The 21,650-nt window shown below is 71.9% G+C and carries 21 protein-coding genes; 8 read left to right on the top strand and 13 right to left on the bottom strand.

Annotated features, from left to right (window positions below; translation table 11 throughout):
- Positions 1-105: 105 nt before the first annotated feature.
- The 5 genes from HUG12_RS06615 to HUG12_RS06595 are packed head-to-tail and all read right to left on the bottom strand — an operon-like array spanning position 106 to position 6,419.
- A complete protein-coding gene (locus tag HUG12_RS06615) occupies positions 106-1,407 on the bottom strand; it encodes an ABC transporter ATP-binding protein (RefSeq protein ID WP_179268009.1) in 1,302 nt (433 codons plus the stop codon).
- On the bottom strand, positions 1,404-2,462 hold the full coding sequence (locus HUG12_RS06610; protein ID WP_179268008.1) for an ABC transporter ATP-binding protein: 1,059 nt from the start codon (positions 2,460-2,462) through the stop codon (positions 1,404-1,406). Before HUG12_RS06610 ends, HUG12_RS06615 begins: the two co-directional genes overlap by 4 nt.
- On the bottom strand, positions 2,459-3,643 hold the full coding sequence (locus HUG12_RS06605; RefSeq protein WP_179268007.1) for an ABC transporter permease: 1,185 nt from the start codon (positions 3,641-3,643) through the stop codon (positions 2,459-2,461). Before HUG12_RS06605 ends, HUG12_RS06610 begins: the two co-directional genes overlap by 4 nt.
- Positions 3,640-4,617 carry an ABC transporter permease gene (locus tag HUG12_RS06600; protein WP_179268006.1) on the bottom strand — a complete coding sequence of 326 codons (978 nt, stop codon included), beginning with the start codon at positions 4,615-4,617 and terminating at the stop codon, positions 3,640-3,642. The genes HUG12_RS06605 and HUG12_RS06600 overlap by 4 nt, the downstream gene beginning before the upstream one ends.
- Complete coding sequence (locus HUG12_RS06595; protein ID WP_179268005.1) at positions 4,614-6,419, bottom strand: ABC transporter substrate-binding protein; 1,806 nt, start codon at positions 6,417-6,419, stop codon at positions 4,614-4,616. The genes HUG12_RS06600 and HUG12_RS06595 overlap by 4 nt, the downstream gene beginning before the upstream one ends.
- A 425-nt stretch (positions 6,420-6,844) precedes the next feature.
- On the opposite strand from HUG12_RS06595, the gene HUG12_RS06590 reads away from it, so the two are divergent.
- Together HUG12_RS06590 and HUG12_RS06585 are read left to right on the top strand one after the other, a co-directional pair.
- Positions 6,845-7,906: a saccharopine dehydrogenase family protein gene (locus HUG12_RS06590; protein WP_179268004.1), complete on the top strand. Its 1,062-nt coding sequence runs from the start codon at positions 6,845-6,847 to the stop codon at positions 7,904-7,906.
- 453 nt (positions 7,907-8,359) lie between these two features.
- Positions 8,360-8,803, top strand: coding sequence for a hypothetical protein (locus tag HUG12_RS06585; RefSeq protein WP_179268003.1), 444 nt, complete (start codon positions 8,360-8,362; stop codon positions 8,801-8,803).
- 75 nt (positions 8,804-8,878) lie between these two features.
- On the opposite strand, the gene HUG12_RS06580 is transcribed toward HUG12_RS06585, so the two are convergent.
- The 7 genes from HUG12_RS06580 to HUG12_RS06550 all read right to left on the bottom strand — a co-directional run bounded on the left by HUG12_RS06580 (position 8,879) and on the right by HUG12_RS06550 (position 14,794).
- On the bottom strand, positions 8,879-9,079 hold the full coding sequence (locus tag HUG12_RS06580) for a hypothetical protein (RefSeq protein ID WP_179268002.1): 201 nt from the start codon (positions 9,077-9,079) through the stop codon (positions 8,879-8,881).
- A 173-nt stretch (positions 9,080-9,252) separates the two neighbouring features.
- A complete protein-coding gene (locus tag HUG12_RS06575; RefSeq protein ID WP_179268001.1) occupies positions 9,253-9,588 on the bottom strand; it encodes an Hsp20/alpha crystallin family protein in 336 nt (111 codons plus the stop codon).
- A gap of 605 nt (positions 9,589-10,193) precedes the next feature.
- On the bottom strand, positions 10,194-11,246 hold the full coding sequence (locus tag HUG12_RS06570) for a deoxyhypusine synthase (protein WP_179268000.1): 1,053 nt from the start codon (positions 11,244-11,246) through the stop codon (positions 10,194-10,196).
- 111 nt (positions 11,247-11,357) lie between these two features.
- On the bottom strand, positions 11,358-12,125 hold the full coding sequence (locus HUG12_RS06565; RefSeq protein ID WP_179267999.1) for a Nif3-like dinuclear metal center hexameric protein: 768 nt from the start codon (positions 12,123-12,125) through the stop codon (positions 11,358-11,360).
- A 197-nt stretch (positions 12,126-12,322) separates the two neighbouring features.
- Entirely contained in the window at positions 12,323-13,261 is a 939-nt protein-coding gene (locus HUG12_RS06560) for an agmatinase family protein (protein WP_179267998.1), read from the bottom strand.
- 4 nt (positions 13,262-13,265) lie between these two features.
- Entirely contained in the window at positions 13,266-13,643 is a 378-nt protein-coding gene (locus HUG12_RS06555) for a translation initiation factor IF-5A (RefSeq protein ID WP_179267997.1), read from the bottom strand.
- 80 nt (positions 13,644-13,723) lie between these two features.
- Complete coding sequence (locus HUG12_RS06550) at positions 13,724-14,794, bottom strand: aminotransferase class I/II-fold pyridoxal phosphate-dependent enzyme (RefSeq protein ID WP_179267996.1); 1,071 nt, start codon at positions 14,792-14,794, stop codon at positions 13,724-13,726.
- A 108-nt stretch (positions 14,795-14,902) separates the two neighbouring features.
- On the opposite strand from HUG12_RS06550, the gene HUG12_RS06545 reads away from it, so the two are divergent.
- From HUG12_RS06545 to yqeC, 3 genes are all read left to right on the top strand, one after another.
- Positions 14,903-15,793: a cation diffusion facilitator family transporter gene (locus HUG12_RS06545; RefSeq protein ID WP_179267995.1), complete on the top strand. Its 891-nt coding sequence runs from the start codon at positions 14,903-14,905 to the stop codon at positions 15,791-15,793.
- A gap of 114 nt (positions 15,794-15,907) precedes the next feature.
- Positions 15,908-16,420 (top strand): redoxin domain-containing protein, encoded by a 513-nt coding sequence (locus HUG12_RS06540; RefSeq protein WP_179267994.1) that lies wholly within the window; start codon positions 15,908-15,910, stop codon positions 16,418-16,420.
- Positions 16,417-17,151: a selenium cofactor biosynthesis protein YqeC gene (yqeC, locus tag HUG12_RS06535; RefSeq protein ID WP_179267993.1), complete on the top strand. Its 735-nt coding sequence runs from the start codon at positions 16,417-16,419 to the stop codon at positions 17,149-17,151. Before HUG12_RS06540 ends, yqeC begins: the two co-directional genes overlap by 4 nt.
- A gap of 67 nt (positions 17,152-17,218) precedes the next feature.
- On the opposite strand, the gene HUG12_RS06530 is transcribed toward yqeC, so the two are convergent.
- Positions 17,219-17,911 carry a molybdenum cofactor guanylyltransferase gene (locus tag HUG12_RS06530; protein ID WP_179267992.1) on the bottom strand — a complete coding sequence of 231 codons (693 nt, stop codon included), beginning with the start codon at positions 17,909-17,911 and terminating at the stop codon, positions 17,219-17,221.
- A gap of 658 nt (positions 17,912-18,569) precedes the next feature.
- Between HUG12_RS06530 and HUG12_RS06525 the strand changes: the two genes are divergently transcribed.
- The 3 genes from HUG12_RS06525 (at position 18,570) to HUG12_RS06515 (ending at position 21,630) form a co-directional block, all read left to right on the top strand.
- Positions 18,570-20,384, top strand: a complete 1,815-nt coding sequence (locus HUG12_RS06525; RefSeq protein ID WP_179267991.1) for an aldehyde ferredoxin oxidoreductase family protein — start codon at positions 18,570-18,572, stop codon at positions 20,382-20,384.
- Complete coding sequence (locus tag HUG12_RS06520) at positions 20,377-21,270, top strand: DUF7124 domain-containing protein (protein ID WP_179267990.1); 894 nt, start codon at positions 20,377-20,379, stop codon at positions 21,268-21,270. The genes HUG12_RS06525 and HUG12_RS06520 overlap by 8 nt, the downstream gene beginning before the upstream one ends.
- A 90-nt stretch (positions 21,271-21,360) precedes the next feature.
- Entirely contained in the window at positions 21,361-21,630 is a 270-nt protein-coding gene (locus HUG12_RS06515) for a hypothetical protein (protein ID WP_179267989.1), read from the top strand.
- Positions 21,631-21,650: the final 20 nt, after the last annotated feature.

Genomic DNA, 21,650 nt, shown 5'->3' with positions numbered 1-21,650 from the left:
AACTCGCGAACCCCCACCGGGCCACGAGGGTCCGCTCTACTCGATCACCCGCGAGGTCGTGAACCGGGGCCGGCTCACGACCCGTCCGTCGCCGTAGCGCGGCCCTCAGCGTTCCTCCCTCGGCATCTCGTTCCGCACGATCTGCCCCGCGTTCGCGTCGAGCGCCTCGTCGTGGAGGTGGCAGGTCGCCCACTGCCCTTCGCCCGCCCGGTAGCGGCGGGGGTGTCGGTGCTCGCAGACGGTCGGGAACTCGTCCGCCAGCCGGTCGGCCGCCGCCCGACCGTCGCCACGGACCGCCGTCGCGAGTGCCGCGGTCAGCACCCGCTCGGCGGCGGGGTCCGACAGCTCCGCCGGCACGTCGTAGGCCCGGCGGACGGCGGCCGCGAGGGCGTCCGGGTCGTCGGTCCCGGCGAGCTCCCGTGCGAACCGCAGGTCGAGGTCGTCCGCGGCGAGGTCCTGGCGGAGCGTCATCACGGCCCGCCAGGCCCCCTGCCCGAAGTCGGAGTCGGGCGGCGGGATCACCTCGGGACAGCGCGTGTGGAACCGGCAGCCCGGCGGCGGGTTCGCCGGACTCGGCACGTCGCCGGGCAGCTCCGTCCCTCGCCCCCGCTCGCGCGGGTGCCGTGCCGGCACCGCCGAGAGCAGGGCGCGGGTGTACGGGTGGCCGGGATCGGTGAACAGCCGTTCGGTCGGCGCGAGTTCGACGAGTTCGCCGAGGTACATCACCGCGACGCGGTCGCAGACCTCCCGGACGACGCTCAGGTCGTGGCTGACGAACAGCATCGCGAGATCGAAACGGTCCCTGACGCGGGCGAGCAGCCGCAGGATGGCGGCCTGGACGCTCACGTCCAGCCCGGCGACGGGTTCGTCGGCGACGACGAGCGCGGGGTTGAGCACGAGCGCCCGGGCGATGGCGACGCGGCGCTTCTGGCCCCCGGAGAGCTCGTGGGGGTAGCGGGCCACGTCGTCGGCGTCCAGCCCGACGCGTTCGAGGAGGTCGGCGACCACCGCCCGCCGGCGCTCACGGTCGCCGTAGCCGTGGATCGCCAGGGGCTCGGCCACCGACTGGCCGACGCTCATCCGGGGGTCGAGGCTCGCGGCGGCGTCTTGGGGGACGAGCTGTGCGCGCCGCCGGAACCGCTTTCGCGCCCGGCCCGACAGCGCCAGGACGTCCTCGCCGTCGAAGACGACCTCGCCCCCCGTGGGTTCCTCCAGCCGCAGGACGCACCGCCCGACGGTGGACTTCCCGCAGCCGGACTCCCCGACCAGCCCCAGCGTCTCGCCGCGGGCCACCTCGAAGGTGACGCCGTCCACGGCCCGCACGCGCCCGACCTCCCGTCGGAGGACGCCCTCGGTGATCGGGTAGTGTTTCTCGAGGTTCCGGACCGCGAGCAGGGGGTCGCTCACGACGACTCACCCCCGGACGTCCGGTCGCCGCCCGCCTCGGGACGGATCGCGGCCGCTACCGCGTCCCCGAGGACGACCGCGGGGTCGCCGTCCGGCCCGTAGTGCACGCATGAGACGTCGTGGCCCGGCCCGCGATCGTACAGCGGCGGCTGCTCGCCGGCCCGGCACTCCTCGACCGCGTACGGGCAGCGCGGGTGGAACCGACAGCCCGCGGGCGGGTCAGTCGGGTCCGGCAGCGACCCCGGGATCCCCTCGGTCGTCGCGCGACCCGTCCCGGGCAGACACGCGAGCAGGGCGCGGGTGTACGGGTGGGCGGGCGCGTCGAACAGCGCCTCCACGGGCGCGTGCTCCATCACCTTCCCGGCGTAGAGGACGACCACTTCGTCGCCGATCTCCGCGACGACGCCGAGGTCGTGGGTGACGAGCAGCACCGCCAGACCGGTCGCGGTCCGGAGGTCCTCCAGGAGCCGGAGGATCTGCTGTTGGACCGTGGCGTCCAGCGCGGTCGTCGGTTCGTCGGCGACGAGCAGGTCGGGGTCGCTCGCCAGCGCCATGGCGATGGCGACGCGCTGTTTCTGTCCGCCCGAGAACTCGTGGGGGTAGTCCGCGAAGCGCGCGACCGGGTCCGGGATGCCGACCGTCGCCAGCAGGTCGACCGCGCGCTCTCGCGCCGCGGCGGCCGGGACGTCCCGGTGGAGTCGGATCGCCTCGACCAGCTGCCATCCGACGGTGTAGACTGGGTTCAGCGCGCCCTGCGGGTTCTGGAACACGTGGGCGATTCGCGCGCCCCGTATCTCCCGCATGGTTGCCTCGGGGAGCGTCGTCAGGTCCTGCCCGTCGAAGCGGACCTCCCCCTCGAGTTCCGCGGGCGGCACGGGGAGCAGGCGCGTGATGGCCTCCGCGGTGACGGTCTTGCCCGATCCGCTCTCGCCGACGAGACAGACCACCTCGCCCCGGTTCACGTCGAAGCTCACGCCGTCGACGGCGCGCACGTCGCCCTCGTCCGCGTGGAAGGTCACCCGGAGGTCCCCGACCGAGAGCAGCGGCCCGGTCACGGCTCCACCCGCGGGTCGAGGGCGTCGCGCAGCGCGTCGCCCAGGAAGTTGAACGCCAGCACGGTCAGAAAGAGGAAGACGCCGGGGACGGTCGAGACCCACCAGGCGTCGGCGAGGTCCCCCCGCCCGCTGGCGATGACCTGCCCCCAGGAGGGGGCCGTGGGGTCGCCCAGGCCGAGAAAGGAGAGGGCGGCCTCGGCGAGGACGAGCCCCGGTATGAGCAGCGTCGTCGCCGTGATGACGGTGTTCGAGACGTTCGGGACGATGTGGCGGAGGACGACGGCCCGCCGGTTCGCCCCGGCGACGACCGCGGCCGTCACGTAGCCCTCCTCGCGGCGCTGGAGCGCCTCGCTCCGGACGAGCCGCGCCACGCCGCCCCAGCTGGTCAACCCGAAGATGATGATGAGCAGAAAGAGGCTGCCGCCGAAGAGGTAGACCAGCAGGAGGTAGAGGAAGAACGTCGGAAACGTCTGCTGGACGTCGACGTAGCGCATCAGGACCTCGTCGACGAGCCCGCCGACGTAGGCCGCGACGGCGCCGACGGCGGTGCCGATGGTCACGACGAGCAGCGACGTGACCAGCCCGACCTCCATGCTGACGCGCATCCCGTATACGACGAGCACGAGGACGTCCTTCCCCTGCCGGGTCGTTCCGAGGGGGTGTGCCCACGTCCCCCGGCACGCCCCCTCGACCACCGGGCCGAGACACTCGACGGGCACGTAGGCGGGGACCGTCGTCCCCACCGGCGGCAGGTAGCTGTGCGCGACGTTCAGCGTGGGCTGTGGGAGGACCGCCGGGCCGACGATTCCCAGTCCGAAGACGGCCGCGAGGTACCACAGGCTGACGACGGCGGCCCGGTTGCGCCGGAAGCGCCGCCAGTAGTGGCCGATCAGCCGGCGGTTCGTCGCCAGCGGGACGAGGAGGCCACACCCCACCAGCAGCAGCGTCAGCATGAACAGCCAGTCCAGCGCCGTCACGTCCCACGAGGCGACCGTCGGCTCGTACGGCGGGACGATCAGCAGGTCGTACAGGAAGGCGACCGCGAACGACCCCAGGGCGACCAGGAACACGGACGTGCGGAGGGCGGGCCGCGGCGACGCCTCGATCGCCTCCCAGTCGATGGTCTCGAACGGGGCCCGATCGTCGATCGACGGCCGGTCGGCGTCGGGTTCGGCGCTCATTCGCGCCCTCCCAGTTCGATGCGCGGGTCGAGGACGCTGTAGGCGACGTCCTGCAGGAGGTTCCCGACGACCGCGAGGAACACCGGAACGAGCGTCGTCCCGAGGACGAGCGCCGTGTCGCCGTTGAGCAACGCCTGGTAGCTCAGCCGACCGAGGCCGGGGATGCCGAAGACGACCTCGACGAGCAGCGAGAACGCCAGGAAGATGCCGAGGAGGTCGCCGACGAGGATGGTCACCAGCGGGACCAGCGCGGGTCGGAAGACGTGGCGGGTGAGGACGCGCCACTCTGAGGCCCCCTTCGCCCGGGCCATCTTCACGAACTCGGCGCGGACGTACTCCAGCGCCTCGGCCCGGGTGTACCGCATGATCCCGGCGACGGAGCTCGTTGCCAGCACGAGCACCGGTAGCGCGAGCTGGGCGGCGTTCCGCACGCTGAACGCGGGCACGTCGGGGTCGAAGACGACCGGAACCCACCCGAGCACGACCCCGAACACCAGGAGGAGGACGATGCCGAGCCAGAAGTTCGGGATGCTCAACCCGAAGAAGGCGAACAGCGTCGCCAGGTAGTCGCCCGCCGTGTAGCGGTGGGTCGCCGAGTAGAGTCCGATGGCGAGCCCCAACACCGTCGAGAGGATCACCGCCGGCGCGGCGTACATCAGCGAGTAGGGGTACGCCTCCAGGATGGCTTCCGTCACCGGCTGCGAGCGGGTGTCGGACCACCCCCAGTTGAGCGTCAGGAGGTTACCCATGTACGTGAGGTACTGCCGAACGAGCGACCCCTCCCGGCCGCGTGCACGTTCGAACGCCTGCTCGGCCTCGCCGGGGTCGCCGCCGCTCGCCGCCGTCTGGAACTGGAGTTCGGCCACCTGCGCGTTCGGCGTGAGGACGATGAACGCGAACGTCACGCTCAGGATGAGGTAGGTCACGACCACGGCCCAGAGGAGGCGCCGGACCACGTACCAGCCTGCGCTCACCGCCGGTCCCTCCGCCCCGGGAGCGGTGCGTGGACGTTCGCCGCCGTCGTGAACCGCCAGGTCTGGTAGTTCCACCCGGTGCCGAAGCGCTCGACCGGCCCCTCCAGCCCGGACAGGTAGCCGGTGATGGCGACGCTGAAGTGCAGGAAGTTACACGGCTGGTCGTCGCTGAGGACGCCGAATATGCGCGCGAACAGCCCCCGACGCCGGTCCTCGTTCAGTTCGGTCGCGGCCTCGTCGTACAGCGCGCCCAGGTCGACGGCGGGTTCGTACCCGAAGAAGTTGACCGCGCCGTCGCGCACCCAGAAGTCGCGGGTCGCGGTCGGCGTCCGCGGGTAGGTGTTGAACACGATGCCGTACTGGAGGTCCCACTGCTCCGGGCTCGTCGACTCCTCGCGGGTGCCGCCGTTGAACGGGCCGGCGTTCCACGCGCCCCGGCCCTCGCGGGCGCCGTTCGAGACGTACTGCGACAGGAGCGTGTTGAACTGGACGGCCCGCAGGGTCACCTCGATGCCGACCTCGTCGTAGGACTGGGCGATGAACTCGCAGACGGTCTGTGTCGTCTCGGACCCCACCGGAAACACGAGCCGGAGCGCGACCGGCCGCCCGTCCGGCGCGCGCAGCCGACCCCGATCGTCGTACCGGTAGCCGTCGGGGCCGAGCGCCGCGATCAGGCGATCGCGGGCTTCCCGTGGATCGAATCCCGTCCCGACGCCGGTCTCCCGGACGCGCGAGGCGTCGTACCACGCGGAGAACGCCGGCTGGAACGTGTGGGCCACGTTCGCGTACCCCCGGAGGATGTACCGCACGACGGCCGTTTTGTCGATCGCGTACGAGAGCGCCTCCCGGACCGTCCGTCGTCGAAGGGGCGTCCAGCCGTTCGCGCGCTGGTTGTAGACGAGCAGCGAACAGAACGGCTGTGGGGCGACGTTCACCTCGACGCCCGGGAGCGCGGCGGTCCGGTCGACCTTCGTCTCCGGGACGCCGGTTTCGGTGACCTCGCCGGACTGAAGCGCCGAGAGACGCGCGCTCTCCTCGGGGACGACCTGGAAGACGTAACGGGGGAAGTGCGGGGCGGTCCGCCACTCGTCGGGGACGTCCGCCACGTCGTGCATGTAGTAGTCCTCGTTCCGGACGGCGACGAACCGGGCGTCGCGCTCCCAGCGCTCGAAGCGGTACGGTCCGAGGTTGCCCGTGTACGAGAGCGTCTGGATCTCGGCGTCCCGGCGCATCCCCTCGACGTCCTTCTCGGGAACGTACCGCTCCAGCAGACCCCTCGGCAGACAGAGCGCCCCCCAGAGCCCCGGCTTCATCGGGAACTCGGGCTCGGGTTCGGGCAGGCGAACCTCGAAGCTGTACGTCCCGGTCCGTTCGACCGGGACGAACGACCCGTCTCGAACCCAGTCGCTCCGCCCGACGAACCCCGCCCAGTTGTCCGGGGACTGGAACACGTTGCGGATCATGTACACCCAGTCGGCCGCGGTCATCGGGCCGTACGGGTCGCTCCAGCGGAGCGTCTCCCGGAGCGATACCTCGTAGACGCGACCGTCCTCGGTGCTCACGTCCGCCCAGAGCGGGAACAGTTCGTCGTCGGGGGTGATGGCGTACGTCCCGTCCATCGTCAGTCCGACCCGCGCCGACGACGCGCCGTCCGCTATCTGGACGAAGTTGAGCGTCTGTGCGTCCGAGGCGCTCCCGACAACGTAACCGTTCGGTCTATCCGGCGACGGCTCACCTCGTTCCCGGGCGCCGGTGCATCCCGCGACGGTGCCGGCCGCGGCGACTCCCAGGAGTCGGGTCACGTCCCGACGGGTGACTCCAGCCCCCGCGTCCATGACGGACGGAGTAGGCCTCGTACGTTAATAAACACCACACCCGAATCGGACACGGAACGGCCGTTGTCCATCGGATGACGGACGAGTAGGCGTTAGTTACTGGCCGTTCGTTCACTTCCCGCTCGGAAATCTGTAAATGGAAAGCCGGCCTCGGCGTTCACGGCTCGCCCGCCGTCCGGAGTTCGGGGTACGTCTCGTGGCCCCCGTACGTCGGCGCATCCAGCCGTCCGACACGCCATCCGCCGGGTCGTGGGAGGGGTAGCGGGCGTATCTCGGTCACGATCCGGGGGCAGGGCGAGCAAGCAAGAACCCCGGCTCGCAGGTCTCTCAGTCCCCGTGTTCGTCGCTCACTACGAACAATAGTTAACGGGTTCGGACGCCAACTTCCGCCCATGAACGGGAGGGTACTCGTGTACGGATCGTACGGCTACGCCGGTTCCCTCATCACCCGCGAGGCGGTCGACGCCGGGGACGCACCGGTCCTGGCCGGACGTCGGGCCGAACCGCTCGAGGAGCAGGCGACCGAACTCGGCCTGGATCATCGGGTGTTCAGCCTCGCCCATCCGGGCGTCGTCGAGTCGCAGCTCGGGGACGTCGACGCCGTCTTGAACTGTGCAGGGCCGTTCTCGAGGACCGTGGGCCCGCTCCTCGATGCCTGTCTCGAGACCGGGACCGACTATCTCGACATCGCCGGTCGCATCGAGACTGTCGAATCCGTCGCCGAGCGCGATCGGGACGCCGAACGCGCCGACGTCACCGTTCTCCCGGCCGTCGGATTCGACGTGGTTCCGACGGACTGTCTCGCGGCCACACTCGACGCGGAGCTCCCGGAGACCGAGCGGCTCACGCTGGCAATCGACGGTCTCGGCACCTTCTCGCCGGGGACCGTGAAGTCGATCGTCGAGAGCCTCGACCGACCGGGGGCCGTCCGTGAGGACGGGGAGATCCGAAGCGTACCCGTCGCCTGGAAGACCCGCGAGTTCGACTTCGGCTTCGGGGACGAAACCGGCGTGACGGTTCCCTGGGGCACGGTCTCGACCGCGTACTATTCGACCGGGATCGAAAACGTCGAAACGTACGCGGTCGTCCCGGCCGTCGCGGTCAGGGCGATGCGACTGGGGAGACGACTCACGCCCCTGCTCGCTTTCGAGCCGCTCCAGCGGCTCCTGGGGATGGCCGCCGATCGATTCGTCTCGGGACCGACTCCCGACGAACGTGCCCGGAGCACCGCGCGTGTTTGGGGCGAAGCCACGACCGACGACGGCGACCGCGCCGTCGCACGCATGACGACCCCCGATACGTACGACCTGACCGCGGCGACGGCCGTCGAGTCGGCCCGACGTGTCGTCTCGGGCGGGACCGAACCGGGCTTTCAGACGCCGGTCACGGCGTTCGGTGCCGACTACGTCACCGAGTTCGACGGCGTCACGCTAGAGCACGTCGAGGCGGCCTGATCGCCTACCTGCCACGGAATCGAATGCGGGGTCGGGTCCGGCGGATCGATCCCGGCGAGGTGGAGGAGCGATCCCACGTCCAAGGAGGCGGCGGCGGGCGTCACGCGTCCGGGCAGGTCGACCTCCTCCTCGACGAGGCCGCATTCCGTTTCGGCGCGCCCGACTTTTCTCCGGTGTCCATCCCGGATCAGTGTCGAACGACTGGCCGTGGTCGATGATGGACCGTCCGGGCCTACGTCTACCGCGGTCACGGTCAAGGATCGTCCAGAGAAGACCGCTACCTCCAAAATCGGTGGCCTCGGCACTCATAGGGCTCCTCACGGCGCGGGTGCCACCCCGGCTCGGAGCGGTCGCCTCGTCATCGGCCACCCCACCGTACGGCCACGCCCGCAAAAACCGTTCCGCGCCGCCGTCAACGGAAACCTTCAGGTCACCCGACGAACCTTCCCGACCGTGGACCAGGCAGTCGCCGCCCGGCACGTCCTCGAACGTGGACCAGCGTCGCCCATCCTCGCCGACGTGGACCGCGACCTCCGGGCGGCGGGCGAGACGCTCCGGGTCGAACTGGCCGAGGAGACCGTCGCGGCGCTGTACGACGGCCTGTTCGACCCAGGGGCCCACACCGACGTCACCGTCTGGGTCGGGCGGCCGCTCGCGACGACCGCCTCGGCGGTCCCCGACTCCTACTTCGGGGAGTTCGCGGCCGACGACGGCCGCTACGACGCCTACGAGGTCGTCGACGAGGCGGCGACGCTCACGTTCGTGTTCGGTCGACGGTACGGGGAGACGGTCGAGGTCGTGACGGGGTACGACCGCCTCGAGGTGGGGTTCCCGACCCCCAACGCGTTCGACGGGGCCGAGACCGCGACCGAGAGGGACGTCAGTCGGAGCGGGTGATCGGGCTCGCAACGGGTGATCGGAACGGAATCCGCGCACGCGACCCGCGCGTGATCGGCGCTCGCGCGTCCGACGTCACGCCAGATAGGAGGGCCGGTCGGCGTCGTCGTCGCTCCCGGTGATGGCGATCTCTCGGACCGGTTTGAGGTAGGTGACGCGGACCATCCCCGGTCGCCCGAGCGGTTCGACGGTCACGTCCCGGGCGCCCGACGGGACGTCGAGGAGATCGCCGTCGGCCCGCACCTCCGAGACGACTCGATAGCTGCTTCCTGTCATGGGTTAGGGGCCGCCGGCGCCGCGTCGGCGGTACGGCGGGGTTACTGCCGAGTACGAACGTCTTACCGCGTACGCGCTCAAAGGAGTTTCGGGTTGCTTTCCGCGCGTCGAGCGACTCGAACGTCGGGAGCGGCCGAGGGGACTCGAAAGACGAAAAACCGTCCTCTCGGGGCCTACTGGAAGCCGATCCGTCTGCGGGTAGTCTCCGCCTTCGGTACCGTGACCGTGCAGACGCCGTCCTCGTAGGTCGCGGTCGCGGCATCGACGTCGCCGTTCGGCGGGAGTCTGACGGTGCGCTCCAGCCGACGCGGGCGCTCGGCACGCACCACGTCGAACTCCTCGCCGCCCGCACCCCCCGTTTCGCCCGCGGCGGCCGGGCGCTCGGCCGCGATGAAGAGCGTGTCGTCGTCCGCCTGGATGGTGATCTCCTCCTCGTCGAAGCCCGGGAGGTCGACGACGACGTGGACCTCGCCGCCGGTCTCGACGACGTCGACGAGCGGGGACCCCACCTCCGCCGCGGGTCCACCGGCCCCCTCCCGGGGAGGTTGCTGGCCGTCCGGACCCTGTGGCTGCGGGATGGAACCCTCCTGCGGACTCTGCTGGCCCGGCGGCGGACCGGTCGTCGAGGCGGTTCCGGCCCGCGGCTCGGGCGGCGGGGGCCGTGACGCTCCGGGCGGGCGCCGGTCGGGTTCCCCGCCGGGTGGCGGGTCGGTCCGGGAGTACGAGCGTTCGGGCCGGGCGGTTCCTCCCGCGGGCCGGGTGTCGTCGTGCGCCCGCGACCCGTACCGGTCCGCTGGTCGGTCGTCCGGAACGCGGTCGCGGGGTCGCCGGCGGTTCGGTTCCCCTCGATCGGTGGGTGCGTGCTGGTACTGCCGTGTCATGGTTTCGGACTGGCGGGGCGGACGGCCGCGGGCTAGGGGCGGGGCGAGAACGGGATAAACGGCCGAGACGGTTCACTCGACTTCAGGTCAACGGGGAAACCGTACCCTCCGCCTAGGCGTCGAGGGATCCGGGTCGGACGCGCTCGCAGGCCGACTGGTTGGGACGCCGGGATGGGCCGAGGCCGCGTAGGAAGAGGGCGCCCTATCGGCCGTTGACGGGTGGAAAGCCCCGCTTACGACTCCACGCGCTCCCGGGCGGCCGCGAGCAACAGCGGGAGGAACACCGTCGCGTCGCCGTAGACGGAGGCGTTCCGCGCGTCCGTCTCGAGCTTGCCCCACGAGCGCGCCTCCTCGAGCGTCGCGCCCGAGAGCCCGCCGGTCGCCTCGGGGTCCATCGTGATCTGGACGGCGTAGTCGTACGCGCGCGGCGTGACGAGCATCGTCTGGAGCGTGAAGTTCTTCGGAACGCCGCCGCCGACGAGCAGACAGCCCGCCTCGTCGGCGTCGAAGGCGAGGTCCGTCAGCGGCGTCATGTCCGCGAGCGCGTCGAGCGTCAGATTCGACGTCTGCGAGTACATCCAGGCCTGCAGCCCGAGCACGGAGTCCTGGACGGCCGGGCAGTAGATCGGCACGTCGTGCTCGTAGGCGGCGGCGGCGACGCCGGGGCCCTCCTCGACGCCGTCGCGCTCGTTCACCTCGGCGTTCGCGCGCCCGAGTTCCCGGCAGAGCTCCGCGATGCTGACCGCGTCGTCCCGTTCCGCCAGCGACGCGAACACCTCCTCGCGGAGGTGGGCCTCGAACTCGGCGAAGTGCTCCTGCGGGAGGTAGACGTTGTAGATCCGGTCGACCTCCTCGTCGCGCAGCTGCTCGTCGTGCTCGCGGAGCGACTTCCCCTCCTGGTGGGTCTCGCCGTGGTGGTGCTTGCCGCCGATCGCCTCGATGGAGTCGTGCGTGAGGTTCGCGCCGGTCGTCACCAGCGCGTCGACGTGGTCGTCCCGGATCAGGTCGGCGACGACCCGGCGCATCCCGGTCGGGACCATCGCGCCCGCGAGCGAGAGGAACACGGTGCAGTCCTCGCTGCCCAGCATCTCCGCGAGCACGTCGGCCGCCTCGTGGACGGACTCGGCGCCGATGCCGGCGCGGCCGTACTGCTCGACGAGCTCCGCGACGGTCATGCCGCCGCGGACCTCGGCGTGGCCCAGCGGGTCGTGGGAGAAAGCCTCGCGCCGGGGTTCGCGGCCGCCGTCGGCGTCGTCGTGGTCGACCCCGTCGTGATCGTCGGTCATGCTCCGACGTGCGGCGCGCGGGGGTTAGAGTTGCGTGGTTCACGGGCGGCAGACCGGGCCGTCCCTCGGGGCGACTCCCCCAGGACCCGTCAGCGACCCGTGAGCGCCCCGTCACAGCCCGGTCGGGTGGTCGACGTAGCTCGTCTCCGGCCCCCAGCCGTCGACGAGGTCCCGGAGGCTGCGGACGCCGAACGTCTCGGTCGCGTAGTGGCCCGCGAGGAACACGGTGAGTCCGGCCTCCCTGGCCTCGTGGTACACCTTCCCCTTCCCCTCGCCGGTGACGAGCGCGTCCGCGCCGGCCTCGACCGCCTCGTCCAGCCAGTCGCTCCCGCTTCCGGTGACGACGGCGACGTCCTCGATCCGGTCCGGGCCGAAGTCGAGCACCCGCACGCCCTCGCCCGCGTGGTCCAGTTCCCCATCGAGGGTCGCTGCGACGTCGGCGGCCGCCCTCGGCTCCGGAAGCGTCCCGCGCTGCCCGACGTACTCCGGGCCGAGTTCGCCGAACGGGGCCCGGCCGGTCAGCCCCAGCACGTCGGCGACGCCGGCGGCGTTGCCCAGTTCCTGGTGGCCGTCCAGCGGGAGGTGTGAGACGTACAGCGCGACGTCCTCGCGGACCAGCGGCGCGACGCGCTCGTACGCCCCGTCGGTCACGCGGTCCAGCCCGCCCCAGACGATGCCGTGGTGGGTGACCAGCGCGTCCGCGCCGGCGGCCACGGCCGCCTCGGCGGTCGCGACCGCGGCGTCGACGGCGAACGCGACGCGTTCGACCTCGCCCGCCGCCGACCCGACCTGGAGCCCGTTCGGGCTGGCGTCGAGGTCTGCGTAGGCTGCGGTGTCCAGTTCCTCGTCGAGTCGGGCGACGAACTCCGGGCGGTCCATGTACGCCGGTGTACGGGCCGGGGGCTTGTAGCCTGTGTGTGCCGGACGCCGCGTCTTCGAAATCGGCTTCGGGCAGGCGGGACCCCGTCCTCGGGGCGAAGTCGTGCGACCGAGCCGCCGGTCGCGACGTTCCCCTCGACGTCCGGGGGCTTCCAACGCGGTCCTGACGGAGTCGTGGCCCTCGGCGTCGGCCCGGGTTACCGATTCGAATCGGCCCGGTGGGAGAGGACGAACTCCCGCAACAGCTTCCCGGCCAGCGCCGCCGCCTGCCCGTCGTCGCGGTCGTTCACCTCGACGACGTCGAAGCCGACGCAGCGACCCGCAACCCCGCGGACGACGTCCCGCATCTCGCAGGGGTGCAGGCCGAACGGCTCCATCGTTCCGGTGCCGGGCGCGAACCCCGGATCCGCGCCGTCGACGTCGACCGAGAGGTAGACGTCCCGGCCGTCGAGGTCGGGGGCGAGTTCCGACCACTCACCGGCGTCCTCCGGCGGAACGACGGTCACGTCGTCAGCCCCAGCGCGCTCCCACTCCTCCCGGGAACCGGTGCGAGCGCCGACGACCACGACCTCGTCGACGGTGTGGTGGTCGGCGTCGTCGCGGCGCCCGTCGGCGTGGTTCCCGTCCGGGCCGCCGTCGAGGCAGCGGCGGACGACGCAGGCGTGGCTCAACGGGTTGCCGTCGTACGCCTCGCGGAGGTCGAGGTGGGCGTCGAGGACGACGAGGACGTCCGGTTCGGTCGCGCGGACGCCGGCCCAGGTGACGGTGTGTTCGCCGCCGACCGCGAGCGGGACGGCGTCGTCGATGGCGGCCGCTCGGAGTTCGGCGGTCAGGTGGTCGAGGTACGCCGGGACGTCGTCCCAGGCGGGGACGTCCCCGGCGTCGTGGACCGCCGCCTCGGAGAAGCGCGAGTCGGTGCGGCGGTCGTAGTCGTCGAACGTCCTCGCGAAGCGGCGGACGCGTTCGGGTCCGAAACGCGTCCCCGGTTCGAACGTGGTCGTCGCGTCGAGCGGCGCGCCGACGACGAGGTAGTCGGCGGCGTCGGCATCGTCGACGGGGTCTGCGCTGTCGGCGTCGTTCGTGACTGCGTCGGTCCCGTCGCCGGCCGCCCGCGCGCCCGGGAACGGGAGGGTCACGGCGCTACCCGAGGACCTTCCGCTGGCCCTCGTACTCGAGGTACTCGATGTTCTGGTCCGGCGAGAAGTCCTCGCCCTCCGGGACGCGCATCGTGAACGTCTCGTAGGTGTCGAGGTCCATCACCTGCGCGTCATTGCCGGAGACGGAGACGACCTGGCCCTGCTTCCGCTCGATGATGGGGACCCACACCTTCGCGTCGACCGGCTGGCTCAGGCTACGCTTCTTCTCGTCGAAGACGCCCTTCCCCTCGACGCGAGCCTTGGCGCTGCCGTGTTTGCCCGGCTTGGCCGTGCTGTAGTGGTTGATCTTGCAGGGGGAGTCGTCCATCATGACGTAGCTCCCTTCCTGGAGTTCCCGGACCTGCTTCTGCTCTCTCGGCATGCACCGGACTTCCCGGTCGGGCGGTATAAACGGTTTGATAGCGACCGCGCCAAGGTGCCGAATCCGGCCCTTCGGGGCCCTCACTCCGCGATGACGTCCCCCACGCGATCGAGTCCGTCCTCCAGTTCGTCGGTCGGCAGGCCGAAGCCGATTCGGAAGTAGCCGTCGTGGCCGAAGGCGTCGCCCGGCGCGAGCACGACGGACGCCTCCTCGACCACCGTCCGGCAGAACTCCCGCGAGCCGTCGAACCCGTCGGGGACCGTCACGAAGCCGTTGACGCCCACCGGGTCGTGCCAGTCGAGGCCGTGCTCGTCGAGCCACTCGACGACGATGTCGTGGTGCTTCCGGGCCAGTTCGCGGTTCTCCCGCAGGATCCCGTCCTCGGCCTCCCCGAGCGCCTGCCGGGCGACGTGCTGGCCGAAGATGGACGGCGAGACGGTCGTGTAGTCCTTCCACTCCCAGGCCGCCTCGACCACCGACTCGTCGCCGACGAGCCAGCCGAACCGTGTGCCCGCCAGCCCGTACGCCTTCGTGAGGCTCGCCGTCGAGAGGCCCCACTCGCCGAACGACGCCGCTGGCGGGATGGGCTCCTCGGCGAGCAGGCGGTACACCTCGTCGGAGAGCAGGTAGGCGTCGTGCTCGGCGGCGACGTCGTACAGCTCCCGGACCGTCTCCTCCGGGTGGTAGCGCCCGGTCGGGTTGTTCGGGTTGGCGAGCACCACGACGGCGGTGTCGTCGGTGACCGCGTCCGCGACGGCGTCGACGTCGAGCTCCCACCCGGGCGGTTCGAGGCCGACGCGGGTCACCTCGCCGAACGCCTCGGGGACGCCGTCGAGCGCCTGGTAGGTCGGCGTGACGACGACCGCCTCGTCGCCGCGTTCCGAGCCCAGCAGCGCCAGGAACGCGAGGAAGTTCGCCTCCTGGGTGCCGCAGGTGAAAAGCACCTCGTCGGCGCTCCGGCCGTAGCGGTCGCCGACGTCGGCTCGGAGGTCGGGGTCGCCGTTCGTGGGGATGACGTAGCCGACGTCGCCGGGGTCCAGGTCGAAACGGTCGGCCGGGAGCGAACGGATGCCCGACTCCGCGAGCATGATGTCGGCCTCGTGCTCGTACTCCGCGAACCAGCGTTCGAGTTCGAAGGGCGCGATCTGCATGGAGATTGGTTCGCTGGAGGGGAGGTAAACGCTGAGGGTTCCGGTCGTTCGACCGCGTGCCCAGGAACTACTATCCCGTCCGCGCGGATACTCCCTCACGGAGTCGCCATGACGGGGCACGAACACGGCGGGGCCATCGGGACCGACCGGAGCGTCCGCAAACTCGGCGCCGTCGCGGCGATCAACCTCGTCGGCTTCGTCGTCGAACTCCTCGGCGGCCTCGCGTTCGGGTCGATCGCGCTCGTCGGCGACGCCCTCCACATGCTGTTCGACGCGCTGGCGTACGTCGTCGCCCTCGGCGCGGCGCTCGTCACCCGGCGGACGACCCCGTCCGGCCGGTGGACGTTCGGCCTCCACCGGGTGGAACCGTTCGCCGCGTTCCTCAACGGCGTCCTCCTCGTGCCGATGGTCCTCTATCTCGTGTACGAGTCGTACCGGCGGTACCTGTCGCCGGTCGAGGTCGACGCCACCGCGACGATGGCGCTGGCGGCGGGCGGCCTCCTCGTCAACCTCGGGTCCGTCTACGTGCTACAGGGCGGCGAGATGAGCCTGAACGAGCGGGGCGCCTACTACCACCTCCTGGGGGACGCGGGCGCGTCGGTGGCGGTCGTCGTCTCGATGCTGGTCGTCCGGTTCACGGGGCTCACGGTCGTCGACCCGCTGACGGCCGTCCTCATCGCGGGGCTGATCGTCTGGACGGCGGTGAGACTCCTCCGGGAGAGCGGCGGCATCTTCCTGCAGGAGAGCCCCGTCGATCCGGAAGCGGTCCGCGGGGCCGTCGCCGCACTCGACGGCGTCGAGCGCGTCGAGGACCTCCACGTCTGGTCGCTCTCCAGTCGGATCGTCGTCGCGTCCGTCTTCGTGATCGACTCGACGGCGTCCATCGAGGAACGGGACGCGCTCGTGTCCCGGATCCACGAGGTGGTCGAGTCCGAACTCGGCGCCGTACACGCGACCGTCGAGGTGGCGAGCGAGCGCCACGAACACGCGCTGGGGTGAAAGACGCGACGGGGGTCGTCACTGGCCGGTTCCCCCGGCCGGACCGCCGTCGGAAGAGCCGTTCCCCCTCGAATCGCCACCAACCATTATCGCGGGGGGCGCCAACGGTCCCCCATGCTCCAGACGGGAGACGACGCGCCAGCCGTCACCGCGCCCATGGCCACCCCGGACGCCGCGAGCGAGGCCGAACGGGGGAACTACACGAGCGACGACGTGGCGGAGTTCGACCTCGAATCGGCCCTCCGGGACGGCCCCGTAGCCCTCGCGTTCTTCCCCGGCGTCTACTCGCGGACCTGCACGCGCGAGCTGTGCGGGCTCCGGGACTGGCGGGCCGATCTCGCCGACATCGACGCCGACGTGTACGGCGTCAGCGCCGACACGCCGTGGTCGCTGCTCGCGTTCGTCGACGAGTACGACCTCGGCTACCCGCTCGTCTCCGGGTTCAACGACCCCGTGATCGCGGAGTTCGGCGTCGAGCGGGAGGACGGCCCGCTCGCCGGCATCGCGAACCGCGCCGTCTTCGTCGTCGACGCCGATCGCCGAATCACCTACACGTGGAGCGCGGACGAACCGCTGACGTTCCCCGACACCGACGAACTCGCCGACGAGATCCGGGCGGCGCGATGACCCCGACCGAGGCGCTCCCGGCCGACGGCCTCGTCGCGGTCGTCGGCGCCGGCGGCAAGAAGACCACGCTGTACGCGCTCGCGAGGGGCGCCGACCGGGCGGTCGTCACCGCCACGGTCCGCATCCCCATCTTCGACGAGCACGTCTCCCGGGTGGTCGTCACCGACGACCCGGGGGCCGCGCTCCGGGAAGCCGCGCCCGACGACTTCCCGCTCGGCCTCGTCCCCGAACGGGAGCGCTCGGACCGCTACCACGGGTACGACCGCGAGACGGTCGACGACCTCGCGGCGGGCCACGACGGCCCCGCGTTCGTGAAGGCCGACGGTGCCCGGATGCGCGAGTTCAAGGCGCCGAGCGACCGCGAGCCCCAGGTTCCGGCGGGGGCGGACGCCGTGATTCCGGTCGCCTCGGTCCGCGCGGTCGGGAAGCCCCTGTCGGACGAGGCGGTCCACCGACCCGAGCGCGTGAGCGCGATCACGGGGCTCGAACCGGGCGACGGGATCACCGCGGAGGCCGTGGGCGAAGTGCTCGCGTCGCCGGAGGGAGGACTGAAGGGCGTGCCGGAGGGCGCGTCCGCGGTTCCGCTGGTGAACAAGGCCGACGACGAGGCGCTCGAGTCGGTCGCTCGCGACGTCGCGGAGGCGGCGCTGGCGGCGGACGGGTCGGGGCGGATCGACCGGGTCGTCGTCGCGCGGATGGGCGAGGGCGAGGTCGTGGACGTGGTTCGCTAGGTCGTCCGTTTCGCCACCACGGGCACCGCGACGACCGCGAACGCTCCCGCTGCTCCGCGGTCGCGCCTCACCCGAACCGCTCGGCCGCCGCCTCGAACTCCTTCCGGGTGTTGAGGTTCTCGAAGGTGGACTCGTCCGCGTACCGGAGCGCCTCGTCCTCCTCGACGACGGCGTGGTCGAGTTCGAACAGCGGCGCGATGATCTTCCCCTCCCCCTCGGCGAGCGCGGCGTCGCAGGCGTCGGCCATCGGGCCGGCGCGGTAGACCGCGTGGGTCGTCTGGAACCACTCGTCGTCGAGGCGGGGCACCGCCGCGTCGCGGTCGGCGGCGCGGTCGAACAGGTGCGAGACGAGGCCGGGGTCGAGGAACGGCATGTCGCAGGCGGCGACGAACGCGAGCGCGTCCGGCCCGCCCCAGGCCTCCACCCCCCTGAGGCCGGTCCGGATGCCGGCCATCGGCCCGAGGTCGGGTTCCTCGTCCTCGGCGTACCGCACCGGGTTCGGGTAGCCCGCGAGCGCGTCGGCGATGGCCTCGCGCTGGTCCGGCCGGCAGTTCACCACCAGGCGGTCCGTCACGCCGGCGAGGCGGTCGGCGACGCGGCGGATCATCGGCGTCCCGGCCAGCGGGGCGACGGCCTTGTCGCTATCGCCGAAGCGGGTCGAACGTCCGCCCGCGATCACGACGGCGTACCGGCGTTCCGCTCCGTTGGAGTCCTCGGTCCCTTCCGTCGTCCCGGACCCCTCGACCGTCGCCTCATCCATGCCCGGGACTGGGGAGTCGGCGGGGATAGTGCTTGTCGTGTCGTCCGTGGTCGCGGAGGGAGCAGCCGCCCGGCGCGTGCCGGCCGACCTCCGTGTCAGCCGGACGCGCGCGAGGGACGAAGAAGCGCAGCGTGAGTGACCGGAGGGAACGAACGCGAGGAGTGCAGAGGCTGCTCACGCGAGCGGAGTCGTTCGAAAGGCGCTTCGCGCCTTTCGTGATGCTGCCAGATTCCTGCGGAATCTGGCCGCTGACGGGAACTCGGGGAGTTCCCGTACCGACGAAGATCTTCGATTTTCGAACACGAGGGCGAGTTCCGAGGAGCGTGCTCCGAGGTAAGGGAGGGTGAGGTGCGGTCCGGGCGGAACCGAAAGGGGCCGCGGCTGTCGGCGACGTTCACGAGACGCGTGCGTCTCGTAAACGGCGCGGATCGGTAAGCACCGCAGTGCGACCGAAGTGAGCCGAGGAGCGCAGCCGGCCGCACCGAGCCGACAGCCGCGGGGGCTTTCGGGAACTGTACGGATGCGATCGGGTCGATATCTGAGTCGAAAGCACCGTCGTACCTCCGCCCGTCACTATGGCTCGCTACCCACAGACACACTCCGGCCACCGCCTTCGACGGGCGAACGCTTTTCCGTGTGAACGGGGTGACATACACCGATGGACGGACGAACGCGGGTCCTCCGGGCGGACCTCGGGGCGGGCGAGGTCCGGTTCGAACGCGTCCCCGACGCGTGGCGCCGCCGCTACCTCGGCGGGAAGGGGCTCGGCGCGCGCTACCTGTACGAGGAGCTCCCGGCGGGCGCCGACCCGCTCGGGCCCGAGAACCTGCTCTGTTTCCTGCTCGGCCCGCTCTCGGGGGCGCTCCCCGGCGAGTCGCGCTACGCCGCGGTGACGAAGTCGCCGCTGACGGGCGCGTTCCTCGACTCCTACTCGGGCGGGGCGTTCCCCGACCGCCTCGCCGGGTCGCTCCCCGCCTGCCTCGGCGTCGTCGTCGAGGGCGAGGCGGCCGAGCCGACGGCGCTCGTCGTCGGCGACGGGGAGCCGCGGCTCGAACCCGCGGGCGACCTCGCCGGCGCCGACACCGTCGAGACCGACGCGGCGTACCCGGACGCGGCGGTCGCCTGCGTCGGCCCTGCTGGCGAGGCGGAGGTGGCGTACGCGACGATCGCCTCCGACGGCGGCGACCACCACGCCGGCCGCGGCGGGGCGGGGGCCGTCATGGGCGCGAAGAACCTCGAGGCGGTCGTCGCGCGCGGCGACGCCCCCGAGGTGCCGGACGCGCTGGCTGACCTCCACGAGCGGGACGGGGCCGCCTTCGTCGACGACGACGTCGGGCGCTGGCAGGCCGCCGGCGAGACCCTGGAGTCGGTCGACTTCGCCGCCGAGGTCGGGGTGCTCCCGGCCCGGGGCTGGCGGGAGACGGCGACCGACGTGGACGGCATCGGCATCGAGGCCGCCGCCGACGCCGCGGTCGGCCGCGAGAACCCGGACGAGGCGGTCCCGGGCGGCTTCCGCATCGAGACCGACGAGGGAGAGACGATCCCGCGGGGCGCGGCGCCGATGACCCTCGGCGCGGGGCTCGGGCTCGACGACTTCGACGCCGTCGCGGCGCTGGGGGAGACGTGCGACCGCCTCGGCGTCGACGTCATCACCGCGGGCAACGCCGTCGCCTGGGCGGTCCGCGCCGGCGAGGCGGGATTCGAGTTCGGCGACGGGGCCGCCGCCCGCGAACTCGTCGGCCGCATCGCCCGGCGGGAGGGCGACTTGGCCGACGCGCTCGCCGACGGCGTCGACGAGGCCGCGGCGCGCTACGGCGGCGACGACTTCGTGCCCACCGTGAAGTCGATGGAGCTGCCGGCGTACGACCCGCGGGGTGCGCCCGGCATGGCGCTCGCGTACGCGACGTCGGACCGTGGCGGCTGCCACCGGCGGGCCCGTCCCATCGAGGATGCCGTGTTCCGGGAGGACGACGACGCCGATGACGACGTTCGGGCCGTCGTCGAGGCCCAGAACGCCCGCTCGGTGCTCTGGAGCCTCGTCGTCGACGACTTCGCCGGCGAGACGCTGTGGGACGACCGCGGCGCCGAGTGGCTCGACGCGCTGGACGTCCCGCACGACGACCTCGACCGGGTGGGCGAGCGGGTGTGGACGCTCGTCCGCCTGTTCAACGTCCGCGAGGGGTTCGACCGATCGGACGACGCGCTCCCCGAGTGGTTCGGCGAGTCGCTCCCGGAGGGCGACGCCCCGGCGGCGGGGCGTGCGGTCGACCCCGGGGCGTTCGACCGCCTGCTCGACGCCTACTACGCCGCCCGCGGCTGGACCGCCGACGGGGTCCCGACGCCGGCGACCTGCGACCGCCTCGACCTGTCGACCGACGCGCTCCCGTCGGGCCAAGATCCGACCGACGAGCGCAGGACCGACGACGACCCGACCGACTCGGTCGGATCGGCCGACTCGACCACCCATGACTGACCGCATCGACCTCGACGAACTGGACGTCTCGAACGGGGACGGGGAGGACCGCCCGAACCGCGGCGACTGGTTCTGGCGGAACGACGGCGGGGACGGCCCGACTGACGGAGGGGACGGCCCGACCGAGTCGTCCGCTCCCGCGCCGTCCGACGAGGAGGGGGTAGGCGGCCTCGCGGACGCGGCGGTCGCGAACGCCGACGGCGAGGCGACTGAGGGGGTCGACGGGGGTAGCGACGAGACGGGCGACCCCGATGCGGGCTCGACGGCGGCGGAATCGTCGGGCGTCGTTTCGCCCGACATCCCCGCCGCTGACGCGCCCGCCGCTTCCGAGGCGTACGTCTCCGACGACGCTAACGGCACCGACGACCGGCCACCCGCGACCCCGCGGGTCCCGTACACGAACGACGACAGGCCGGTCGGCATCCCGATGGAGTCGGGCGGCGGCGGGGGCGTCCCGGCCGACGCCCGCGAGGAGGGGACCCAGCAGCAACCGGACGCCTCGGGCCCCCACGGCGGCGGCGCCGACGAGATGACGATGGCGATCTCCTACGTAGCGATCCGGCGGCTGGAGGACCTCCACGCAGCGCTCGCGGACGCCGAGACGTGGACCGACTGGGTCGGCATCGTCGGCGACGTGGACGCCCACGTCCTCACGAAGTTCCAGCGCGAGAACCGCCTCGACCTCGACTTCTTCAACGGCACCGGCACCGGGCCGGCCGAGCGGCTCGCGGAGGTCGACGAGCACTCGATGTTCTACGCGAAGCGCATGGTGCTCGTCGGCGTCGAGGACGCCGGCGAGCGCGCGTGGGCCGAGGCGGCCGGCTGGGAGTTCGTCCCGGTGGCGGAGGCCGCCGAGGGCGCCGGGTGGTCGCTCTCGGATCCGTGAGGCGTCGCGCGGGCGTCGACGCTCCAGACGGCCCCGGCGGCGATCCACCGACGGGCTAGTTTTTTGACCCAGTACGTGTCAGTAGTTAGCATGAGCATCCGTAACGCGGTGGGTCAGAGCTGGGTGCTGACGGCGCTGGCGGTCGGCTTCGGGGCGTGGCTCGTCGTCATCGCGTTCCGCACGATGAACAACATGGAGTCCGTCTGGGCCTCCTCGGCGGGCGTCGGCTACACCGCCGTCTCGGGACTCGTCGGCCTGGCGGTCATGGTGGCGGCGCTGGCGCTGCTGTTCGTCCTCTTCGGCGAGATCGGCGAGTCCGACCCCGGCCCCGAGCCCTGGATGCCCGAGGAGGAACGCTGAACCACCCCCTTCGCGCTCCA

The organism is Halorarum salinum (genome assembly GCF_013402875.1).
GTDB classification, from domain to species: Archaea; Halobacteriota; Halobacteria; order Halobacteriales; family Haloferacaceae; genus Halorarum; species Halorarum salinum.
Note: the sequence above shows the minus strand (reverse complement) of the source record. Positions and strands in the feature narration are given on the sequence as shown.

Coding starts and splice junctions, on each gene's coding strand:
- HUG12_RS06605 (WP_179268007.1), bottom strand. CDS start 3,643: ATGAGCGCCGAACCCGACGCCGACCGGCCGTCGATCGACGATCGGGCC.
- HUG12_RS06590 (WP_179268004.1), top strand. CDS start 6,845: ATGAACGGGAGGGTACTCGTGTACGGATCGTACGGCTACGCCGGTTCC.
- HUG12_RS06580 (WP_179268002.1), bottom strand. CDS start 9,079: ATGACAGGAAGCAGCTATCGAGTCGTCTCGGAGGTGCGGGCCGACGGC.
- HUG12_RS06570 (WP_179268000.1), bottom strand. CDS start 11,246: ATGACCGACGATCACGACGGGGTCGACCACGACGACGCCGACGGCGGC.
- HUG12_RS06565 (WP_179267999.1), bottom strand. CDS start 12,125: ATGGACCGCCCGGAGTTCGTCGCCCGACTCGACGAGGAACTGGACACC.
- HUG12_RS06555 (WP_179267997.1), bottom strand. CDS start 13,643: ATGCCGAGAGAGCAGAAGCAGGTCCGGGAACTCCAGGAAGGGAGCTAC.
- HUG12_RS06550 (WP_179267996.1), bottom strand. CDS start 14,794: ATGCAGATCGCGCCCTTCGAACTCGAACGCTGGTTCGCGGAGTACGAG.
- HUG12_RS06545 (WP_179267995.1), top strand. CDS start 14,903: ATGACGGGGCACGAACACGGCGGGGCCATCGGGACCGACCGGAGCGTC.
- HUG12_RS06540 (WP_179267994.1), top strand. CDS start 15,908: ATGCTCCAGACGGGAGACGACGCGCCAGCCGTCACCGCGCCCATGGCC.
- yqeC (WP_179267993.1), top strand. CDS start 16,417: ATGACCCCGACCGAGGCGCTCCCGGCCGACGGCCTCGTCGCGGTCGTC.
- HUG12_RS06530 (WP_179267992.1), bottom strand. CDS start 17,911: ATGGATGAGGCGACGGTCGAGGGGTCCGGGACGACGGAAGGGACCGAG.
- HUG12_RS06525 (WP_179267991.1), top strand. CDS start 18,570: ATGGACGGACGAACGCGGGTCCTCCGGGCGGACCTCGGGGCGGGCGAG.
- HUG12_RS06520 (WP_179267990.1), top strand. CDS start 20,377: ATGACTGACCGCATCGACCTCGACGAACTGGACGTCTCGAACGGGGAC.
- HUG12_RS06515 (WP_179267989.1), top strand. CDS start 21,361: ATGAGCATCCGTAACGCGGTGGGTCAGAGCTGGGTGCTGACGGCGCTG.